The 16,862-nt window shown below is 72.5% G+C and carries 13 protein-coding genes; all 13 read left to right on the forward strand.

The genetic code is table 11. The annotated features are described in order from the left end of the window. Positions 1–11 precede the first annotated feature (11 nt). The 13 genes from PKF00_RS14600 to PKF00_RS14660 all read left to right on the forward strand — a co-directional run bounded on the left by PKF00_RS14600 (position 12) and on the right by PKF00_RS14660 (position 16,792). Positions 12–956, forward strand: coding sequence for an ABC transporter permease (locus PKF00_RS14600; RefSeq protein ID WP_271218030.1), 945 nt, complete (start codon positions 12–14; stop codon positions 954–956). Continuing rightward, entirely contained in the window at positions 953–2,896 is a 1,944-nt protein-coding gene (locus PKF00_RS14605; RefSeq protein WP_271218031.1) for a dipeptide/oligopeptide/nickel ABC transporter permease/ATP-binding protein, read from the forward strand. The genes PKF00_RS14600 and PKF00_RS14605 overlap by 4 nt, the downstream gene beginning before the upstream one ends. After that, positions 2,893–3,744 carry an ATP-binding cassette domain-containing protein gene (locus PKF00_RS14610; protein ID WP_271218032.1) on the forward strand — a complete coding sequence of 284 codons (852 nt, stop codon included), beginning with the start codon at positions 2,893–2,895 and terminating at the stop codon, positions 3,742–3,744. The genes PKF00_RS14605 and PKF00_RS14610 overlap by 4 nt, the downstream gene beginning before the upstream one ends. After that, positions 3,741–4,949: an acetyl-CoA C-acetyltransferase gene (locus PKF00_RS14615; protein WP_271218033.1), complete on the forward strand. Its 1,209-nt coding sequence runs from the start codon at positions 3,741–3,743 to the stop codon at positions 4,947–4,949. Before PKF00_RS14610 ends, PKF00_RS14615 begins: the two co-directional genes overlap by 4 nt. A 66-nt stretch (positions 4,950–5,015) precedes the next feature. Then, positions 5,016–5,714 (forward strand): TetR/AcrR family transcriptional regulator, encoded by a 699-nt coding sequence (locus PKF00_RS14620; protein ID WP_271218034.1) that lies wholly within the window; start codon positions 5,016–5,018, stop codon positions 5,712–5,714. A 423-nt stretch (positions 5,715–6,137) separates the two neighbouring features. Then, a complete protein-coding gene (locus tag PKF00_RS14625) occupies positions 6,138–8,237 on the forward strand; it encodes a hydantoinase/oxoprolinase family protein (RefSeq protein ID WP_271218035.1) in 2,100 nt (699 codons plus the stop codon). Between the two features lie 23 nt (positions 8,238–8,260). Next, entirely contained in the window at positions 8,261–10,558 is a 2,298-nt protein-coding gene (locus tag PKF00_RS14630; RefSeq protein ID WP_271218036.1) for a hydantoinase B/oxoprolinase family protein, read from the forward strand. Positions 10,559–10,584: 26 nt separating this feature from the next. After that, on the forward strand, positions 10,585–12,255 hold the full coding sequence (locus PKF00_RS14635) for an AMP-binding protein (protein WP_271218037.1): 1,671 nt from the start codon (positions 10,585–10,587) through the stop codon (positions 12,253–12,255). Beyond that, positions 12,248–13,744 (forward strand): AMP-binding protein, encoded by a 1,497-nt coding sequence (locus PKF00_RS14640; protein WP_271218038.1) that lies wholly within the window; start codon positions 12,248–12,250, stop codon positions 13,742–13,744. The genes PKF00_RS14635 and PKF00_RS14640 overlap by 8 nt, the downstream gene beginning before the upstream one ends. Then, positions 13,741–14,478 (forward strand): 3-hydroxyacyl-CoA dehydrogenase family protein, encoded by a 738-nt coding sequence (locus tag PKF00_RS14645; RefSeq protein ID WP_271218039.1) that lies wholly within the window; start codon positions 13,741–13,743, stop codon positions 14,476–14,478. Before PKF00_RS14640 ends, PKF00_RS14645 begins: the two co-directional genes overlap by 4 nt. A gap of 204 nt (positions 14,479–14,682) precedes the next feature. After that, positions 14,683–15,291, forward strand: a complete 609-nt coding sequence (locus PKF00_RS14650; RefSeq protein ID WP_271218040.1) for a VOC family protein — start codon at positions 14,683–14,685, stop codon at positions 15,289–15,291. Position 15,292: 1 nt separating this feature from the next. Continuing rightward, positions 15,293–15,541 carry a hypothetical protein gene (locus tag PKF00_RS14655; RefSeq protein ID WP_271218041.1) on the forward strand — a complete coding sequence of 83 codons (249 nt, stop codon included), beginning with the start codon at positions 15,293–15,295 and terminating at the stop codon, positions 15,539–15,541. 6 nt (positions 15,542–15,547) lie between these two features. Then, the gene (locus tag PKF00_RS14660) at positions 15,548–16,792 is read left to right on the forward strand and encodes an alpha/beta fold hydrolase (protein ID WP_271218042.1); all 1,245 of its coding nucleotides are present in this window, start codon (positions 15,548–15,550) and stop codon (positions 16,790–16,792) included. Positions 16,793–16,862 lie beyond the last annotated feature (70 nt).

Genomic DNA, 16,862 nt, shown 5'->3' on the forward strand with positions numbered 1-16,862 from the left:
CGGTGACGATCATGCATGTGCTGACCTGGGCCGCGCGCCGGATCGGTGTGACGGCGGCCCTGCTGGCCGGGTTGCTGGTGGTGTCGTTCCTGCTGCTGCACCTGGTCCCCGGCGACCCCGCCGTCCGCGTCGCGGGCCTCAACGCGACTCCCGAGCAGGTCACGGCGGTGCGTCAGCGGCTCGGGCTGGACCAGCCGATCCACCGGCAGTTCATCGGTTACGTGGCGCACGTGTTCCAGCTCGACTTCGGCCGCTCCTTCCAGACCGGCGAACCCGTCACCGAGGTCATCGGCTCGCGTCTGGGGGTGACACTGCGCCTCGCGACGGCCGGGATCGTGGTGACGATGTCGGCCGGTGTGCTCATCGGGCTCGTGATGGGCGCGCTGACCCGGGAGGGCAGGCGCCGGGGGGCCGAGGCCTCGTTCGCGCTGGGCACCTCGCTGGCCGGCGCGGTCCCGGAATATGTGACGGGGGCGCTGCTGGCGCTCGTGTTCTCGGTCGTGCTCGGCTGGCTGCCGGTCGCGGGACTGACCGGTCCGTCCGGTCTGATCCTGCCGACGATCGCGGTGAGCCTGGCGCCCGCGGCCGTGCTCTCCCGGATCGTGCGGGTGGAGACGCTGGCCGTGCTCGCGCAGGAGTACGCGCGCGCGGCCTGGGCCAAGCGGCTGCGCCCGCTGCGGGTGTACGGCGTGCACGTGCTGCCCAACGCGCTGACGGCGGCCCTGACCGTCGGCGGCCTGGTGTTCGCCGGGCTGCTCGGCGGGACGGTGGTGGTCGAGAACGTGTTCGCGCTGCCGGGACTCGGGTCGAAGCTCGTCGAGTCGGTCATGGCCCGTGACTATCCGGTGGTGCAGGCCGTGATCCTGCTGCTCGGCGCGGCGATCGTCCTGGTGAACGGCTGTGTCGAGGCGGCCGTCAGGTTGCTCGACCCTCGCGTCAGGGCGGCCACGTCATGACCGCGCTCACCGGTCAGGCCGTGCCCCAGGCCGCTTCGGCCCCGGAGCGGCGGGGAGGCCGGCGGGCGTTCCGGTCCACGGTCGTGGGGCCGGTCGCCCTCGGGGTGCTGGCGGTGCTGGCGGTCGTCGCACTGGTCGCGCCCGTGCTGGGGAGCGGTCCGGCGGTCACGGTGCGCGCCGCGGACGCGGTGCTCGGACCGAGCGCCGAGCACTGGCTCGGCACCGATCGGCTCGGCCGAGACGTGCTGGTTCGCACGCTGGTCGCGACCCGTACCTCCCTGCTGCTCGGCCTGGGCGCGGCCGCGGTGGCCGCGCTGGGCGGGGTGATCCTCGGCGGCGCGGTGGCCGCGGCCGGACCTCGGACACGATCGGCCGGCCTGCGTGTGCTCGACGCGGTGCTCGCCTTCCCCGCGATCCTGGTGGCGATCCTGGCCACCCTGGTCCTGCCGCAGGCGACCGGGAGCGCCGCGGTCGCGGTCGGCGTGGCCGGCGCCCCCGGGGTGGCCCGCATCGTGGTGACCCTGGCCATGACGGTGCTCGTCCGTGACCACGTCGCGGCGGCCAGAGGGTTCGGAGTCGGCCGGATCAGGGTGTTCGTACGGCACGTCGTGCCCAACATGGCCGACAGCCTCGCGGTGAGCCTGTCGGTGGTCGCGGGGATGAGCCTGGTCGTGGTCTCGTCGCTGAGCTTCCTCGGAGCCGGGGTCCAGCCGCCCGCGTACGACTGGGGCGGCATGCTGTCGCAGGGGGTCCGCGACCTCTACGTCACCCCGCTGGTCGCGCTGGCCCCGGCGGTCATGATCGCGCTGGCCGGGCTGGCCTTCGGCCTGCTTGGCGAGGCGCTGGCCCGCGTGGCCAATCCCTCGCTCTGGACGACCGGCGACGCCGGGCGCGACCGGCGGGCCCGGGCGGCATCCGGTGCGGAAGGCGCGGCGGACGAAGCCCCGGACGACATCTCGGAGGGTCCCGCCCTGCTCGACGTTCGCGGCCTGACCGTCACGGTGGACGGGAGCCCGGGCAGCGCCGCCATCGTGTCCGGGGTGGACCTGCGGGTCGGCCGAGGTGAGATCCTCGGGCTGGTCGGCGAATCCGGGTCGGGCAAGTCGATGACGATGCTCGCCGTCGCCAGGCTCCTGCCGTACCCGGTCGGCTCAAGCGCTGACACGCTCACGCTCGACGGGCGCGACCTGCGCTCCGACCGGCCGCGGGAGCTCAGGAGACTGCTCGGCACCGGGCTGGCGCTGGTCTTCCAGAACCCGGCGGCCTGCCTGAACCCCGCGCTGAAGCTGGGCGTCCAGCTCACCGAGGCGCCGCGCGCGCACCGGGGGGCAGACCGGGCGCGGGCCCGGGAGCTGGCCCTGGCAGGGCTGCGGGACGTGCGGATTCCCGAACCCGAACGGCGACTGCGGCAGTACCCGCACGAGCTGTCCGGCGGGCAGCGGCAGCGGGCGACGATCGCGATGGCCCTGGTCACCGCGCCCGGCCTGCTGCTCGCCGATGAGCCGACCACCGCGCTGGACAACACGCTCCGCCGGGGGATGCTCGACCTGCTGCGCGACGTCAACACCGCCGACGGAACAGCGATCGTGCTGGTCTCCCACGACCTGTCCGTGGTCGGTGGACTGTGTCACCGGATCGCGGTCATGTACGCGGGCCGGATCGTCGAGGAAGGGCCGACCGCCGAGGTGATGGCCACGCCGAAGCACCCGTACACCCGGGCGCTGCTGGACAGTTCGCTCACCATGACCACCGACCTCGGCCGCCCGGTGCCCGCCATCGACGGGCAGCCGCCCCGGCCGGGTGAGGGGCCGCCGGGCTGCGCGTTCGCGCCCAGATGCGCCCTGGCGGAGGACCGGTGCGCGCGGACGCGTCCCGTGCTGCGCGAGGTTCCCGGCGGGCGCAAAGTCGCCTGCTGGGTGGACGAGGGGAGTCTCGCGTGAACCGGCTCGAACTGCGGGGCGTGAGCGTGCGCTACGGCCGGGGACGGAACGCCGTGACCGCGGTCTCCGGCGTGGACCTCGACCTTCCGGCGGGCGGCGCGGTCGGGGTGGTCGGCGAGTCGGGTTCCGGCAAGTCCACCCTGGCCCGCGCGGTCACCGGCATGGTGCCGCTCTCCGCGGGCGAGATCCGCGGCGACGGAACCGTGCTCCGCGCGGCGGGCCGCCGCCCCAGGCCCCACCCCGAGATCCAGATGGTGTTCCAGGACCCCAGCGGATCGCTCAACCCCCGCATGACCGTGGCGTCCGGCATCGCCGAGGCCGCCGGGCGGGCCGGTGACAGCGGCCGGACGGCCGTGCGGCAGGCGCTCGACCTCGTCGGCCTGTCCACGGGCCTGCTCGACCGCTATCCCCACGAGCTCTCCGGCGGACAGCGCCAGCGCGTGGCCATCGCCCGCGCGCTGGCCGCCAGGCCCAGGACGCTGGTGCTCGACGAGGTCACCTCGGCGCTGGACGTCTCGGTGCAGGCCCTGATCCTCAACCTGCTGCGCGACCTGCGGGCCGAGCTGGGCCTGGCCTACCTGGTCATCGCGCACGACCTGCCGATCGTGCGGTACCTGTGCGACTCGGTCGCGGTCATGTATCTCGGCGAGTGCGTCGAGCGCGGCCCGTGCGCGGAGGTCCTGGTCACTCCCGCCCATCCGCACACCCGCGCGCTGCTCGACGCGGTCGACACCGTCCCCGGCACCGTCTCCGGCACCGTCCCGGACACCGTCCCCGGCACCGTCCTCGCCGGCGACCCCGCCCGGAACCTCACCAGGACCCGGAAGCTCACCAAGGAGGAGAAATGACAGAGGCGGTCATCGTGGCTGCCGCTCGCTCGCCGATCGGCCGCGCGGGCAAGGGCTGCCTGCGCCAGATGCGTGCCGACGACCTGACCGCGGCCGTCGTGTCCGCGGTCCTCGCCCAGGTGCCCCAGGTCGACCCGGCGCGTCTCGACGACCTGGTGCTCGGCTGTGGCAGCCCCGGTGGTGAGCAGGGCTGGAACCTCGCCAGGATGGTCGCCGTGCTGCTCGGCCTCGACGGCCTGCCGGGAACCACGGTCACCCGGCACTGCGCGTCCAGTCTCCAGGCCGCCCGGATGGCGGTCCACGCGATCCGGGCGGGCGAGGGGGACGCGTTCGTCGTGGCGGGGGTGGAGACGGCCAGCCGCTACGAGCACGGAAGCGCGGAGAGCTCCGGCGCCCCGAACGCGTGCTACACGGCGGCGGCGAGCCGTACGGCGAGGCACCGCGCCCGGGGCGACTTCGCCTGGAGCGACCCCCGCACGCGTCTGGAACGGCCGGACGCCTACCTGACGATGATCCAGACGGCGGAGTACGTGGCCGCGCTGCGGGGGATCGGCAGGGCGGCCATGGACGAGTTCGCGCTGCGGTCGCAGCGGCGGGCGGCGCTTCACCAGGAGTTCTGGCGCTCTGAGATCACTCCGATCACCCTGCCGGACGGCACGGTCGCAGACCGGGACGACGGCCCGCGCCGGGAGGTGACCCTTGAGGGGCTGGCCGCGCTCGAACCCGTCCTGCGTCCCGGGGGGAGGATCACCGCGGGCAACGCCTGCCCGGTGAACGACGGGGCGGCGGCCCTGGTGGTGACGAGCGACCGGCTGGCCCGTGATCTCGGGATCGCGCCGCTGGGAAGGGTCGTCTCCACCGGCCTGTCCGCGCTCAGCCCCGAGATCATGGGGCTGGGCCCCGTCGAGGCCGCCCGCCGTGCCCTCGCCAGGGCGAAGATGAGCATGGACGACGTGGACCTCGTCGAGCTGAACGAGGCGTTCGCCGCCCAGGTCATCCCCTGCGCTGAGGATCTGGGGGTCGGCGACGACCGGCTGAACGTGCGGGGCGGGGCGATCGCGATGGGTCACCCGCCGGGCATGACGGGCGCACGCATGGTCGGTACCGTACTGCATGGGCTCCGCGAGACGGACGGCGCGGTCGGTCTGGTGACGATGTGCGTCGGAGGCGGTCAGGGAATGGCCATGGTCGTCGAACGGATCTAGCCGTCGGGATGTTGCTGCTGCCGTAAAGTATTGGACGTATCCGTAGACAGCGATGGAAGGTGCCCGGTGACCAAGGCCAGTTCGCGCAAGGAGCTCATGAGCAACACGGTGCTTGAGAAAGCGGCCGTGCTGTTCGCCGAGCGTGGCTTCGCGGGCACCAGTCTGCGCGACATCGCCGAGGCGATGGGCATGACCCGGCCCGCGCTCTACTACTACTTCGACAGCAAGGAGACACTCCTGCGGGAGTTGGTCCGGGGCATCACCGGGGTCGGCTCGCAGGAGCTTCGCAAGCTCAGGGAGCGCACCGATCTCAGTGCGGCGGAGAAGCTGCGGACGGTGGTGATCGGCACGGCGGTGCGCGTCGCGGAGAGCCCGGTGCGGTTCCGGCTGCTCGAGCGGAACGAGGCGGAGCTGCCCGACAGCATCCTTCAGGAGCACAGCGCGAGCAAGGGGCGCATCCTCGACGAGCTCAGTGCGATCATCGGGGACGGTGTCAGGTCGGGGGAGTTCCGGCCGGTCAACGAACGGATCACGGCCTTCTCCGTCATCGGGATGATCAACTGGATCGCCTGGTGGTACAACCCTCAGGGGCCCAGCAGCCCCGAGGAGATCGCCGAGGAGATGTACACGCTGGTCTCGCGCGGTCTGCTCCGGGGTGAGGACCGGGTTCCGGCGCGGGGCATCGAGGGCGCGGTCGCGCTGCTCCGCGAGGATCTCACGCATCTGGAGCGTCTGCTCGCCGACGGCGAGCGCCCCACCTCCTGAAGGCCCCCTCCTGAAGGCCGCCTCCTGAAGGCCGCCCATGCCCTGTCCTGCCCGCGCTCTGCCCGTGCTCTGTTCGTGCTCTGTTCGTGCCCTGCCCTCTCGTGAGGGCGGTCCGCCCTGCCCGTCCCCCGGGGGCGGCCCGCCTCCGTGGTTCGCCCGTCCGGGCCTTCCGGGCGGGCGGCCGCCTGTTCGGGGGCAGGTGAACGAGCGCGCCGGCCCCCGCGCGTGACCCGCGCACGTGACGCCGTCACCGGCCCGGTGGCGGCGTCGCCTCTCTGTGGGGTTATGTGGAGTGAACCCGGCCGACCGGCCTGAAGGGTCGGCCGACGGTCCCGCCTCCCATTGACTTTGACGCTTCATTCGAATAGTTTTCGTTGCTGTCAGATTGTGGTGAAGGCCACCCGACCAGGAAGGCAGGCGGGCGTGACATACGTGATTGGTCTGGACGTCGGAGGGACCTTCACCGACGCTGTCGCGGCGGATTCCTCCGGCGCCCTGTACACCGCCAAAACCCCGTCGACGCCGCCCGACTTCGCGTGCGGCTTCGAGAACGCCCTTGATCTGCTGGCCTCGCAGGCGGGCCTGACCACCGGGGAACTGCTCGCCCGGACCAGCCATGTCGCGCACGGCACGACGGCGGCGCTCAACGCGTTGGTCACCGGGGACGTGGCGACCGTGGGGTTCCTGACCACCAGGGGACACGGTGACGCGATCACCATCATGAACGTCGAGGGCCGCTACCTCGGGCTCTCCCCCCACGAGGCGCAGGACACCCTGCGGACCCGCAAACCGGACCCGCTGGTCGCGAGGTCGCTGCGCTGTGAGGTCACCGAGCGGATCGACCGCGACGGCAGGGTCGTCGTGCCGCTCGACGAGGACGAGGTCCGCGCGCACCTGCGCGAGATGGTCGCCCAGGGGGTGAGCGCCCTCGCGGTCAGCCTGCTGTGGTCGTTCCGCAACCAGGCGCACGAACTGCGGATCAGGGAGCTGGCCAGGGAGGAGGCGCCCGATCTCTACGTCACGCTCTCCAGCGAGCTGACCCCGCGCATCCGCGAGTTCGCCCGCGCCGCGACGACGATCATGAACGCTCAGGTGGGCCCGACGCTCCGGGCCTACCTCGATCCGCTGGAGCGCCGCCTGCGCGACCGGGGGCTGGCAGGGCCGCTGCTGGTCATGCAGGGGTCCGGAGGCACGGTCTCGGCGCGCAAGGCGCCCGAGGTGGCGATCACCACGGTCGGTTCGGTGCTCACCGGCGGGGTGGTCGGCGCGGCCAGGCTCGCCGAGCAGCTCGGCCACCCGAACGTGGTCTCCACCGACGTGGGCGGCACGACGTTCCTGGTCGGGCTGATCGTCGACGGCCGGCCGGTGTCCACCGCTGGAACGGTCCTGAACCAGCATCCGATCAACACCCCCGCGCTGCGGGTGCACGCGATCGGGTCGGGCGGGGGTGCCATCGCCGCCGTCGACGCCGGGGGCAACCTGAGGGTCGGACCGAACAGCGCCGGCGCCAGGCCGGGGCCGGCCTGCTACGGGCAGGGTGGCCTCAGTCCGACGGTCACCGACGCCGACCTCGTCGTCGGCATCCTCAACCCCGACTTCTTCCTCGGCGGCCGCCAGCCGCTGTCCCGGGAACTGGCGGAGAAGGCCCTGCTCGAACAGGTCGGCAGGCCCCTCGGGCTGGACGCCGAGGGCGCGGCGGCGGCGGTCTTCGCCGTCCAGAACGGTCAGACCGGCGACCTGGTGCGCAAGGTCGTGGTCGAGGCGGGACACGACCCGCGTGACTTCGTGGTCTACGCGTTCGGCGGCGCGGGGCCGATGCACAGCTTCGCCTACGCCGCCGAGCTCGGCGCGCGCAGGCTGGTCGTGCCGCTCGGCCCGACCGCCGGGGTGTTCTCCGCCTACGGCCTGGCCGCCAGCGGTGTGACCGTCTCGGCCGAGCTGAGCGATCCGGCGCCGCTTCCCCTCGACCCGGCCCGGGTGCAGGCCAACTTCGACGCGCTCACCGCGCGGGTCAGGACCGCTCTGGCCGATCAGGAGCTGGACTTCACCTCGGTGGTCCTGCGCCGGGAGGTCGACGCGAGGTACGGCCCGCAGATCTCCGAGGTCACCACCCCGGTGGCCGACGGCCCCTTCGACGAGGCCGCGGTGGCCGCCGTCGGCGACGCCTTCGAGGCGCAGTACGCCCGGCAGTTCGGTGCGGGCACCGGCTACCGCGAGGCCGGCATCCAGGTCATCACCTACCGGGTCCACGGCGTCGGCACGCTCCCGGTCGACCCCGCGCTGCCGACGCCGCCTCCCGCCGCCGTCAAGGTCGAGGAGGCCCGCAAGGGGAGCAGACCGGTCTTCCTGGACGTCACGCGTGGTTGGGCGGACACCGCCGTCTACGACTACCGGGCCCTCGGTCCCGGTCACGTCATCGCCGGACCGGCGGTCGTCGAGGTGCCGACCACCACCGTCGTCATCCCCGCCGACGCCGAAGGCCACGTCGACAGGCTCGGCAACCTCGCCATCCACCTGCCCTGAGTTCACAGCTAGGAGGGACGCACGTGCCTGCCGCATTCCCCGACCGGTTCGCCAGCCGGCCGATCCCGATCGAAGAACTGCGCCGCGCCATCTCGCCGAAGCTGCGGCTGCACACCGTGGACCAGGCGGCGATCGACGCGATCGACCCGCTCACCTACGAGGTCGTACGGCACCGCATCTGGTCGATCACCGACGAGATGGGCGACACGCTCAAGCGCATGTCCGGTTCCACCTCGGTGACCGAGGTCAACGACTTCGACTTCACCATCGGCGACGAGCTGGGCCAGGAGGTCCAGGTCGGCCTGTTCAACACGGGCCTGGTCGCCGCCATGGATCTGGCGATCTACTGGACCCTGCTCCATCGGGGCGAGAACCCCGGCATCGCCGAGGGCGACATGTTCCTGTGCAACGACCCGTGGGTAGGCGGTGGCCTGCACCAGAACGACGTCGCCGTGCTCGCCCCGATCTTCCACGACGGGCGGCTGTTCGGATGGTCGACGGCCATCTGCCACGTCGCCGACCTGGGAGGCAGCGCACCCGGCTCGTTCTCGCCGTCCGCGACCGACATCTTCTCCGAGGCCGTCCCCACCCCGCCGATCAAGATCGTACGCGGCGGTGAGATCCAGGACGACGTCGTCGACGCCTACCTGCGCCGGTCGCGGGTGCCCGAGATGGTCGGCCTCGACCTGCGTGCCAAGATCGGCGCCAACCGCCTGGCCGTCGAGCGCCTGCTCACCCTGGTCGGCCGCTACGGCCCTGACCTGGTCAAGGCCGTGATGAAGCGGATGATGGACGACGCTGAGCGCCGGTTGCGCGCCAAGCTCGCCGCGCTGCCGGACGGCGCCTGGCACGCGATCGGCCACCAGGAGCAGGCAGGACTGGGCGACCGCGGCATTTACAAGATCGAGCTGCGGATGACCAAAATCGGTGACCATCTGACGTTCGACTTCACCGGCACCGACCCGCAGCAGGGCATGATCAACTGTCCGTACGCGGGTATGCGCGCGGGGGTCATGTTCGCCCTTCTCCCCGTCCTGGCCGGGGACATCCCGTGGGCCGCCGGCGGCCTGATGCGCTGCTTCGACCTCGTCAGCGAAGAGGGCACGATCAACAACGCCTCCTTCCCCGCCGCGGTGGCCAAGGCCCCGGTCGGCCCGGCCTGGGCGACCGCCAACCTGGTCGCCGAGTGCCTGGGCAAGATGCTCGACACCATGGTGGAGTCCAGGCCCCGCGTGCAGTCGGTGTGCGCGGGAACCTACGACGGATGCCTGCTGGCCGGGGTCGACGCCGAGGGGCGTCCCTTCATCGGGGGCCTCGCCGACACGATGGCCTCCGGATACGGGGCGCAGACCGACGCCGACGGCGTGGACACCGCGGGCCTGTTCGTCATCCCGATGGGCCGCGCGCCCGATGTGGAGATGACCGAGCTGACCCAGCCGCTGCTCTACCTGTGGCGGCGGGAGGAGGCGGACACCGGAGGCGCGGGGCGCAGGCGGGGCGGCCTCAGCGGCTCGGTCTGCGTCATCGGGCACGGGACCCGGGGATCGATGACGGCGATGTTCACCGGTTCCGGCAAGGCCGCGTCGATGAGCCCGGGACTGGCCGGAGGCTATCCCGGCGGAACCCAGCTCGACCTGGTCGTCCACGACAGCGGGGCACGCCGGGCGCTCGCCGCGGGACGCATCCCCGGGTCGGTCGAGGAACTCGGCGGCGAGCACTACCTGGTGCAGGCCCACGACGAGGTGCCGGTGCACCCCGACAGCGCGGTGGTGCTGCGCTGGGGCGCCGGTGGGGGTTACGGCGATCCGCTGCTGCGTGAGCCCGCCGAGGTCGCGCGGGACGTGGCCGACGGCAAGGTGTCGCCGGAGGCGGCCCGCACGCTCTACGCGGTCGTGCTGGACGAGATGGGCGCCGCCGACCCGGCGGCCACGGACGCCGCCAGGCGGCGGGCCCGTGTCCGGCGCAGGGAGTCGGCGACGGCCCCGGTGACCACGGCGGAGCCGGTGCTCGCCGTCGCCGGCGAGCGCCGCCCGCTGGACGACAATCTCAGACTCGCCCCGGACGGCGAGGGCGGCAGCGTCGTCGTCTGCGCGCACTGTGACCACCCGCTCGGCCGCTGGGGCGAGAACTACCTCGCCCCGCTGCCTCGCCGTACCGGGTCGCCCGGTGAGGCCGGCCCCACCGCCTGGGCCGACCCCGCCGACTACGTCGACGTCCCGATCGAGTTCCGCCAGTTCTACTGCCCGGGTTGCTACACCGCCCTGCTCACCCAGGTCGTCCCCGCCGCCCAGCCGATCCTGCTTGACCGCGCACCGGTATGACCGGGCGATCCCGCCCCGGAGGTTCCATGACGCTCTCCGACGTCCCCGACGTCGTTCCCTACCCGGCACATCTGGCCCGTTCCTACCGGGAATCCGGAATGTGGCGCCCGCACACCATCGCCGGTGAGCTGAAACTGGTCGCCGAGCGACAGCCGGACGCGCTCGCGGTGGTCACGGCCGCCGAGCGGATCACCTACCGCGAGCTGGACCGCCGCGCGGACCGGTTCGCCGTGGCGCTGCGCCGCCTGGGGCTCGAGCCCGGTGACCCGGTGGTGTTCCAGCTCGCCAACGAGGTCCACACCGTGGTCGCCTACTACGGCGTGCTGCGTGCCGGGCTCATCCCGATCTGCTCGCTGGCCCAGCACCGGGAGCGGGAGATCGGCTACCTGATCCGGCACACCGGAGCCCGCGCCCATCTGGTCGAGGCCGAGTTCCGCGACTACGACCTGCCCGGGTTCGCCGCCTCGCTCGCCGCCAAGCACACGAACATGCACGCCGTCGTGGTGTGCGGCGGTCCAGCGGGCAGCGGGCAGCACGCCTACGAGGCCCTGATCGAGGGGGTGGATCCCGGCGAGGCGGCGGCCGAGGTGGCCACCTGGCGGATCGACCCCGAGTCGGTCGCGGTCTTCCAGCTCTCCGGCGGCACCACGGGCGATCCGAAGGTGATCCCGCGCCTGCACTGCGAGTACGCCTACAACGCCAGGGCCTGGGGCCGGTTCTGGGACTGGGGACCCGGCAGCGTGGTGCTGCACGCGGCCCCGATGATGCACAACGCGGGCATCGTCGTGGCCGTCCAGTCGGCCCACCTCACCGGGGCGACCCTGGTGCTGGTCCCGCGCATCGACGTCAAGGCGATCGCCGAGGCCGTGGCCGCCGAACGGGTGACCGACATGATGATGGGGCTCGGCCTGATGACCCGCGTCGCGGAGCACCCCGAGCTGGACACGTTCGACTTCTCCTCGCTCAGGCGCGTCTTCTTCGCCCCCTCCATCCCCGCCGCGGGCGACCAGGCGGAGGAGCTCTTCGGCTGCACGGTGGTCCCGCTCTTCGGGGCGGGAGAGGGCATCTTCCTCACCGCCCCGGACGACGCCCCCGAACACGCGCGCAAGGCCACCTGCGGCGCGCCGCTGTCCCCCCTCGACGAGATACGGGTGCTGGCTCCCGGCACCGAGGACCAGGTGCCGCCCGGGGAGATCGGCGAGCTGGCCGCGCGCGGGCCGTACACCATCCACGGCTACTTCAGGGCGCCCGAGCGCAACCGCGACGCCTTTACGAGCGACGGCTTCTACCGCACCGGGGACCTCACCCGCGCGCACGTGATCGGCGGCGTCACCTACTACTCCCACGAGGGGCGCATCACCGACAACATCAGCCGGGGCGGGGAGAAGATCCACGCGGACGAGCTGGAGGCGCTCCTGCTCCGGCACCCGGCCGTGGCGGAGGTCTCCGTGGTCGGGATGCCGGACCGGCTGCTCGGCGAGAAGGTGTGCGCGTTCGTCCGCCCGGCTGGAGAACAGGCGCCGACCGTCGCCGACCTGGCCGCCCTCCTGCTCGATCTGGGCCTGGCCAAGTACAAGCTGCCCGAGCGGGTCGAGATCGTCGACGACCTGCCCCGGACCAAGGTGGGCAAGGTGTCCAAGCGTGATCTGCGCACCCGGATCGCCGAGATCCTGGAGAGGGAGCAGGCCGATGGCTGATCCGGTGGGATTCGGCACCCGGATCACGCACATCGCCGCCAGGATCCCCGACCGCCCGGCACTCACCTTCGCCCCGGTCGGCGGGCCCGAGACCGTGCTCACCTGGGCCGATCTGGAAAGCCGCGCCAACCAGACGGCCCGCCTGCTGGCCGCCTGCGGCGCGGGGCCGGGAACGCGCGTGATCGTGGCGCTGCGCAACGGTCCCGCGCACTTCCTGGCCGCCATCGGCGCCTGGAAGGTGGGGGCGATGGTGCTTCCGCTGAAGCACTCCCTGCCCCCGAGGGAGCAGGCCGCCTTCACCGAACTGGTCGGGCCGGTCGTGGTCGTGGCCGACGGGTGGGAGCGGCCCCGGGGAGCCGCGCTGCTCGGTACGGCCGAGCTCGACGGTGCCGGGGACCTGGAGTCCGGAGCGCTGCCCCCGATCGTGCCCCGTCCGGGCAAGGCGGTGGCCTCCGGCGGCTCGACGGGCCGTCCCAAGGTGATCGTCGACCCTCGCCCGTGGGCGCACCGGCCGGGCCACGCGCCGGGCGTGGGGGCGGCGCACGGATTCGGGGCAGGCCAGACCCAGCTCGTCGCCGGGGCGCTGTACCACAACGCGCCCTTCTGCTGGGCGCATCTGGGCCTGTGCGAGGAGCACCACCTCGTGCTGACCGACCGGTTCGACCCCGCCCACTCGGTGGACCTGATCGAACGGCACCGCGTGCAGTTCCTGTTCATGGCCCCGGTGATGATGCAGCGCGTCATGCGGCTGCCCGGCATCGCCGAGCGGGACATGTCCAGCATCCAGACCCTTTTCCACACGGCCGCGCCCTGTCCGCCGTGGCTGAAGCGGGCCTGGATCGACAGGATCGGACCGGAGCGGGTCATCGAGCGGTTCGGCGCCTCCGAGGCGGTGGGCAACACCTGCATCACCGGCGGTGAGTGGCTGACCCGTCCGGGAAGCGTCGGCCGGGGCGAGAACACCCACATCCGCATCCTGGACGCCGACCGGCGCGACGTGCCCACGGGTACGGTCGGCGAGATCTTCACCCGTCCCCTGCACGTCACGGGGCCGACCTACGAGTACCTGGGCTCGCCTCCCGCGACCACCACCCCCGACGGCTACACCAGCGTCGGCGACATGGGCAGGCTGGACGAGGACGGCTACCTCTACCTGGCCGACCGCCTCCCGGACATGATCAACAACGGTGGCGTCAACGTCTACCCGGCCGAGGTCGAGGCGGCGATCTCCGAGCATCCCGACGTCGCCGACGTCGCGGTCGTCGGTCTTCCCGACGAGGAGTACGGCCGGCGGGTGCACGCCGTGGTCGAGCTCGCCGCGGGCCGGGAGCTCACCGAGGCCGAACTGACCGCCTTCTGCCGTGAGCGCCTGGCCTCGGAGAAGGTGCCACGCAGTGTGGAGTTCCGCGACAGGCTCCCCCGTGACGAGGCGGGGAAACTGCGCAGGCGCGGACTCGTCCCCGACATCCCCGTCAGGAGTGATCCATGAAGCCAAGGACCATAGCCGTGACCGGCGGCGGCGTGATGGGCGCGCAGATCGCACAGGTCTTCGCCACCCACGGCCACACCGTCCGCGTCCACGACCTCACCGAGGACAGGCTCGCCGCGGCGCGCGAGCGCATCCTCGACGGCCGCTTCGGGCTGCGTGCCTCGGTCGCGCGCGGCAAGATCAGCGAGGAGGCCTCGCGGGGCGCTCAGGACCGGCTGACCTACGTCACCGACCTGGCCGCCGCCTGTGACGGGGTGGACCTCGTGCAGGAGGCCGTACCCGAGGACATGGGGCTGAAGGTCCGTGTCTTCCGTGAGCTCGACCGGGTCAGCCCGCCCGGAGCCGTGCTGCTGTCCAACACCGCGGGGTTGTCCGTCGCCGCCCTGGCCTACGCCACCGACCGGCCGGGACAGGTCTTCGGCTGGCACTGGTTCCAGCCGTGCGCCGCGATGCGGTGCGCCGAGCTGGTCGTGCACGACGCGGTCACCCCCGAGGCCCACCGGTTGACCGTCGAGGTCGCCGAATCGTGCGGGCGGCGGGTGGTCACCGTCAACGACCAGCCGCTGGCCTGGGGTTTCGTCGCCAACCGGATAAACGCGGCGGTCCGCAGGGAGGCCGACATGATCGTCGCCGAGGGGGTGGCCACCCCGGAGCAGGTTGACGCGATCATGAAGGACGCGCTGCGCTGGCCCATGGGCCCGTTCGAGATGCGCGGGGCCGCCGCGCTCGGCTAGGGCGTGCCTCCTGGAACAGGCGGCGATCGTCGATCAGGCCGCAGGCCGTGCGGTGGGACTGGTTGTGGCTCGGTCAGAAAGCCCCCAAGCCCCCAAGCCCCCAAGCCCCCAAGCCCGCGACGCGCGGCGTCGCAAAGCAACACGACTGCCTACATATTTGACGCAGATGTAAAATTATCAACAGAAATGACAGGAGGTGACGGGATGCCGACGGCAATGCGCACCCGGGGCGTGGACCACGCCGCGTATGTGACGACCAGGCCCGCCGAGACCATCCGCTTCTACCGCGACGTCATGGGCCTGCGCACCCCGCACGTCATCACGGCGAAGGGGTGGGGTAGCAGGCCCCATCCCGACTTCGTCCACTTCTTCTTCGACATCGGCGACGGCGACCGGCTCGCCTTCTTCTACTACTTCGGCGTGCCCGAGGACCCCGAGGCCCGGCCGCCCGACTACCACCTGGCCCTGCACGTGGACACCGAGGAGGAACTGCTCGCCTGGCGCGGGCGCTTCGAGGAGCACGGCGTCCGGGTCATCGCCCAGATCATCCACGAGACCATCGAGTCGATCTACGCCCGCGACCCCAACGGCATGATCATCGAAATCACCCGGCCCCTGCGGGACCTCACCGACCGCGACCGGCGCGACGCCGAACTCTCCCTTGAGGCGCTCCTCGACTCCCTCGCGGACGACGTCGAGCCGACCCTCGAGACCTTCTGGCGGCGCAAGGCCGAACTCGTCGCCAAGGAACTGGACAACGAGGTCGCTCCCGACGACTCCGCAGACGGCCACACCGAGCAGGAGGCCGACTGACATGACCGCGATATACGTGCTCGACGTTCCCGAGTTCGCACCGCTGGCCGGCGCCGCCGTCGCCGACGGCCTGCTCCTCACCCGCCGCGCGGGCTACATCCGGCTGACCGCGGAAGGACCCATCACCGTACGGCGGGCCGACGCCGACATGGTCGACGCGGTCTGGTTCAGCGCGCTCACCGGGGGATACACCGGCGTGCTCGAGTGCTTCGACCGGGACCGGATCCGGGTCCTCCCGGACGGGAGGTGAGGCAGGGTGCGCCCCGCGACCGCCCGCCGCCCGCCCGCGGCGCTCAACGGTGACTGGTACCCCCGGGTCCTGCCCGCCGGGATCGACGTCTCCTCCCACCTGCTGGTCACCGCCGACGGATCGGCCACCCGGGGCTGGCTCTACACCCCGCCCCGCGCCCGCTCCGTGATCACCGTCATGCACCCCCGGGCCGACGCCAGCCGCCACTACCTGATTCCCGACCTGCTCAAGGCCGGGTTCGCGGTCTGGGCGCAGACCGGCAGGGGCGGCGGCAGCGACCTCAGCCTCGTCCACGAGAGCGCCCTGCTCGACATCGCCGCGGGAATGACGTTCCTGCGCGGGCTCGGCTTCGACCAGATCGCCGCCCTCGGCAACTCCGGCGGCGCGAGCCTGTACACCTTCTACGTGCAGCAGGCCCTGCGCGATCCGGCGGGGCGCGTCACGCTCACCCCGGCGGGCCGCCCGAGCGGCCTGGACACCGCCGACCTCCCGGCCCCCGACGCGGTCGTCTACCTGGCACCCCACCCGGGACAGGGGGCGCTGCTGCTGGAGTGCATCGACCCCTCGGTGACCGACGAGGACGACGCCCTGTCCGTCGATCCCGCACTCGACCCCTTCGACCCGGCGAACGGATTCGCCGAACCTCCGGCCAGCGCGTCCTACACCGCCGAGTTCCTCCAGCGCTATCGCGCCGCCCAGCGGGCCAGGGTCGCCCGCATCGACGACAGGGCCCGCGCGCTCATCGAGCGGCGCGGGGCCGCCCGCGCCCGTCACAAGCGGTCGGGAGCCGCCGCCGACCTGCGCCTGTCCACCCACATGCCGGTCGTCACCGTGCACCGCACCGACGCCGACCCCCGCACCGTGGACCTGTCGCTCGACCCCTCGGACCGGCGCTACGGCTCGGTCTTCGGCGTCCGCCCCGACGTGACGAACTACGGCCTCGTCGGGTTCGGCCGCACGACCACCCCCGAGGCGTGGCTGTCCACCTGGTCCGGGCTGAGCAGCAACGCCGAGATGGCCCGCACCGCGCCGGAGATGACGCTGCCCTGCCTGGTGGTCGAGTACACCGGCGACAACTGCGTCTTCCCGGCCCAGGTACGGGCCATCCACGACGCGCTCGGCGCCGCGGACAAGACCCACGTCCGGGTGCGGGGCGACCACTTCGGCGGTCCGCTCCAGGACGACGGCCCCGAGGCGTCCGGCCAGGCCGGGACCGTCGTCACCGGCTGGCTGCGCGACCGTCTCGGCTGATCCCCGCCCCCGCGAAGCCCCGGCGGCCCCTCAGCGGGCCCCACGGAAGAAACTCAACCAACGGAAGGGA

The organism is Streptosporangium carneum (genome assembly GCF_027922005.1).
GTDB lineage: Bacteria > Actinomycetota > Actinomycetes > Streptosporangiales > Streptosporangiaceae > Streptosporangium > Streptosporangium carneum.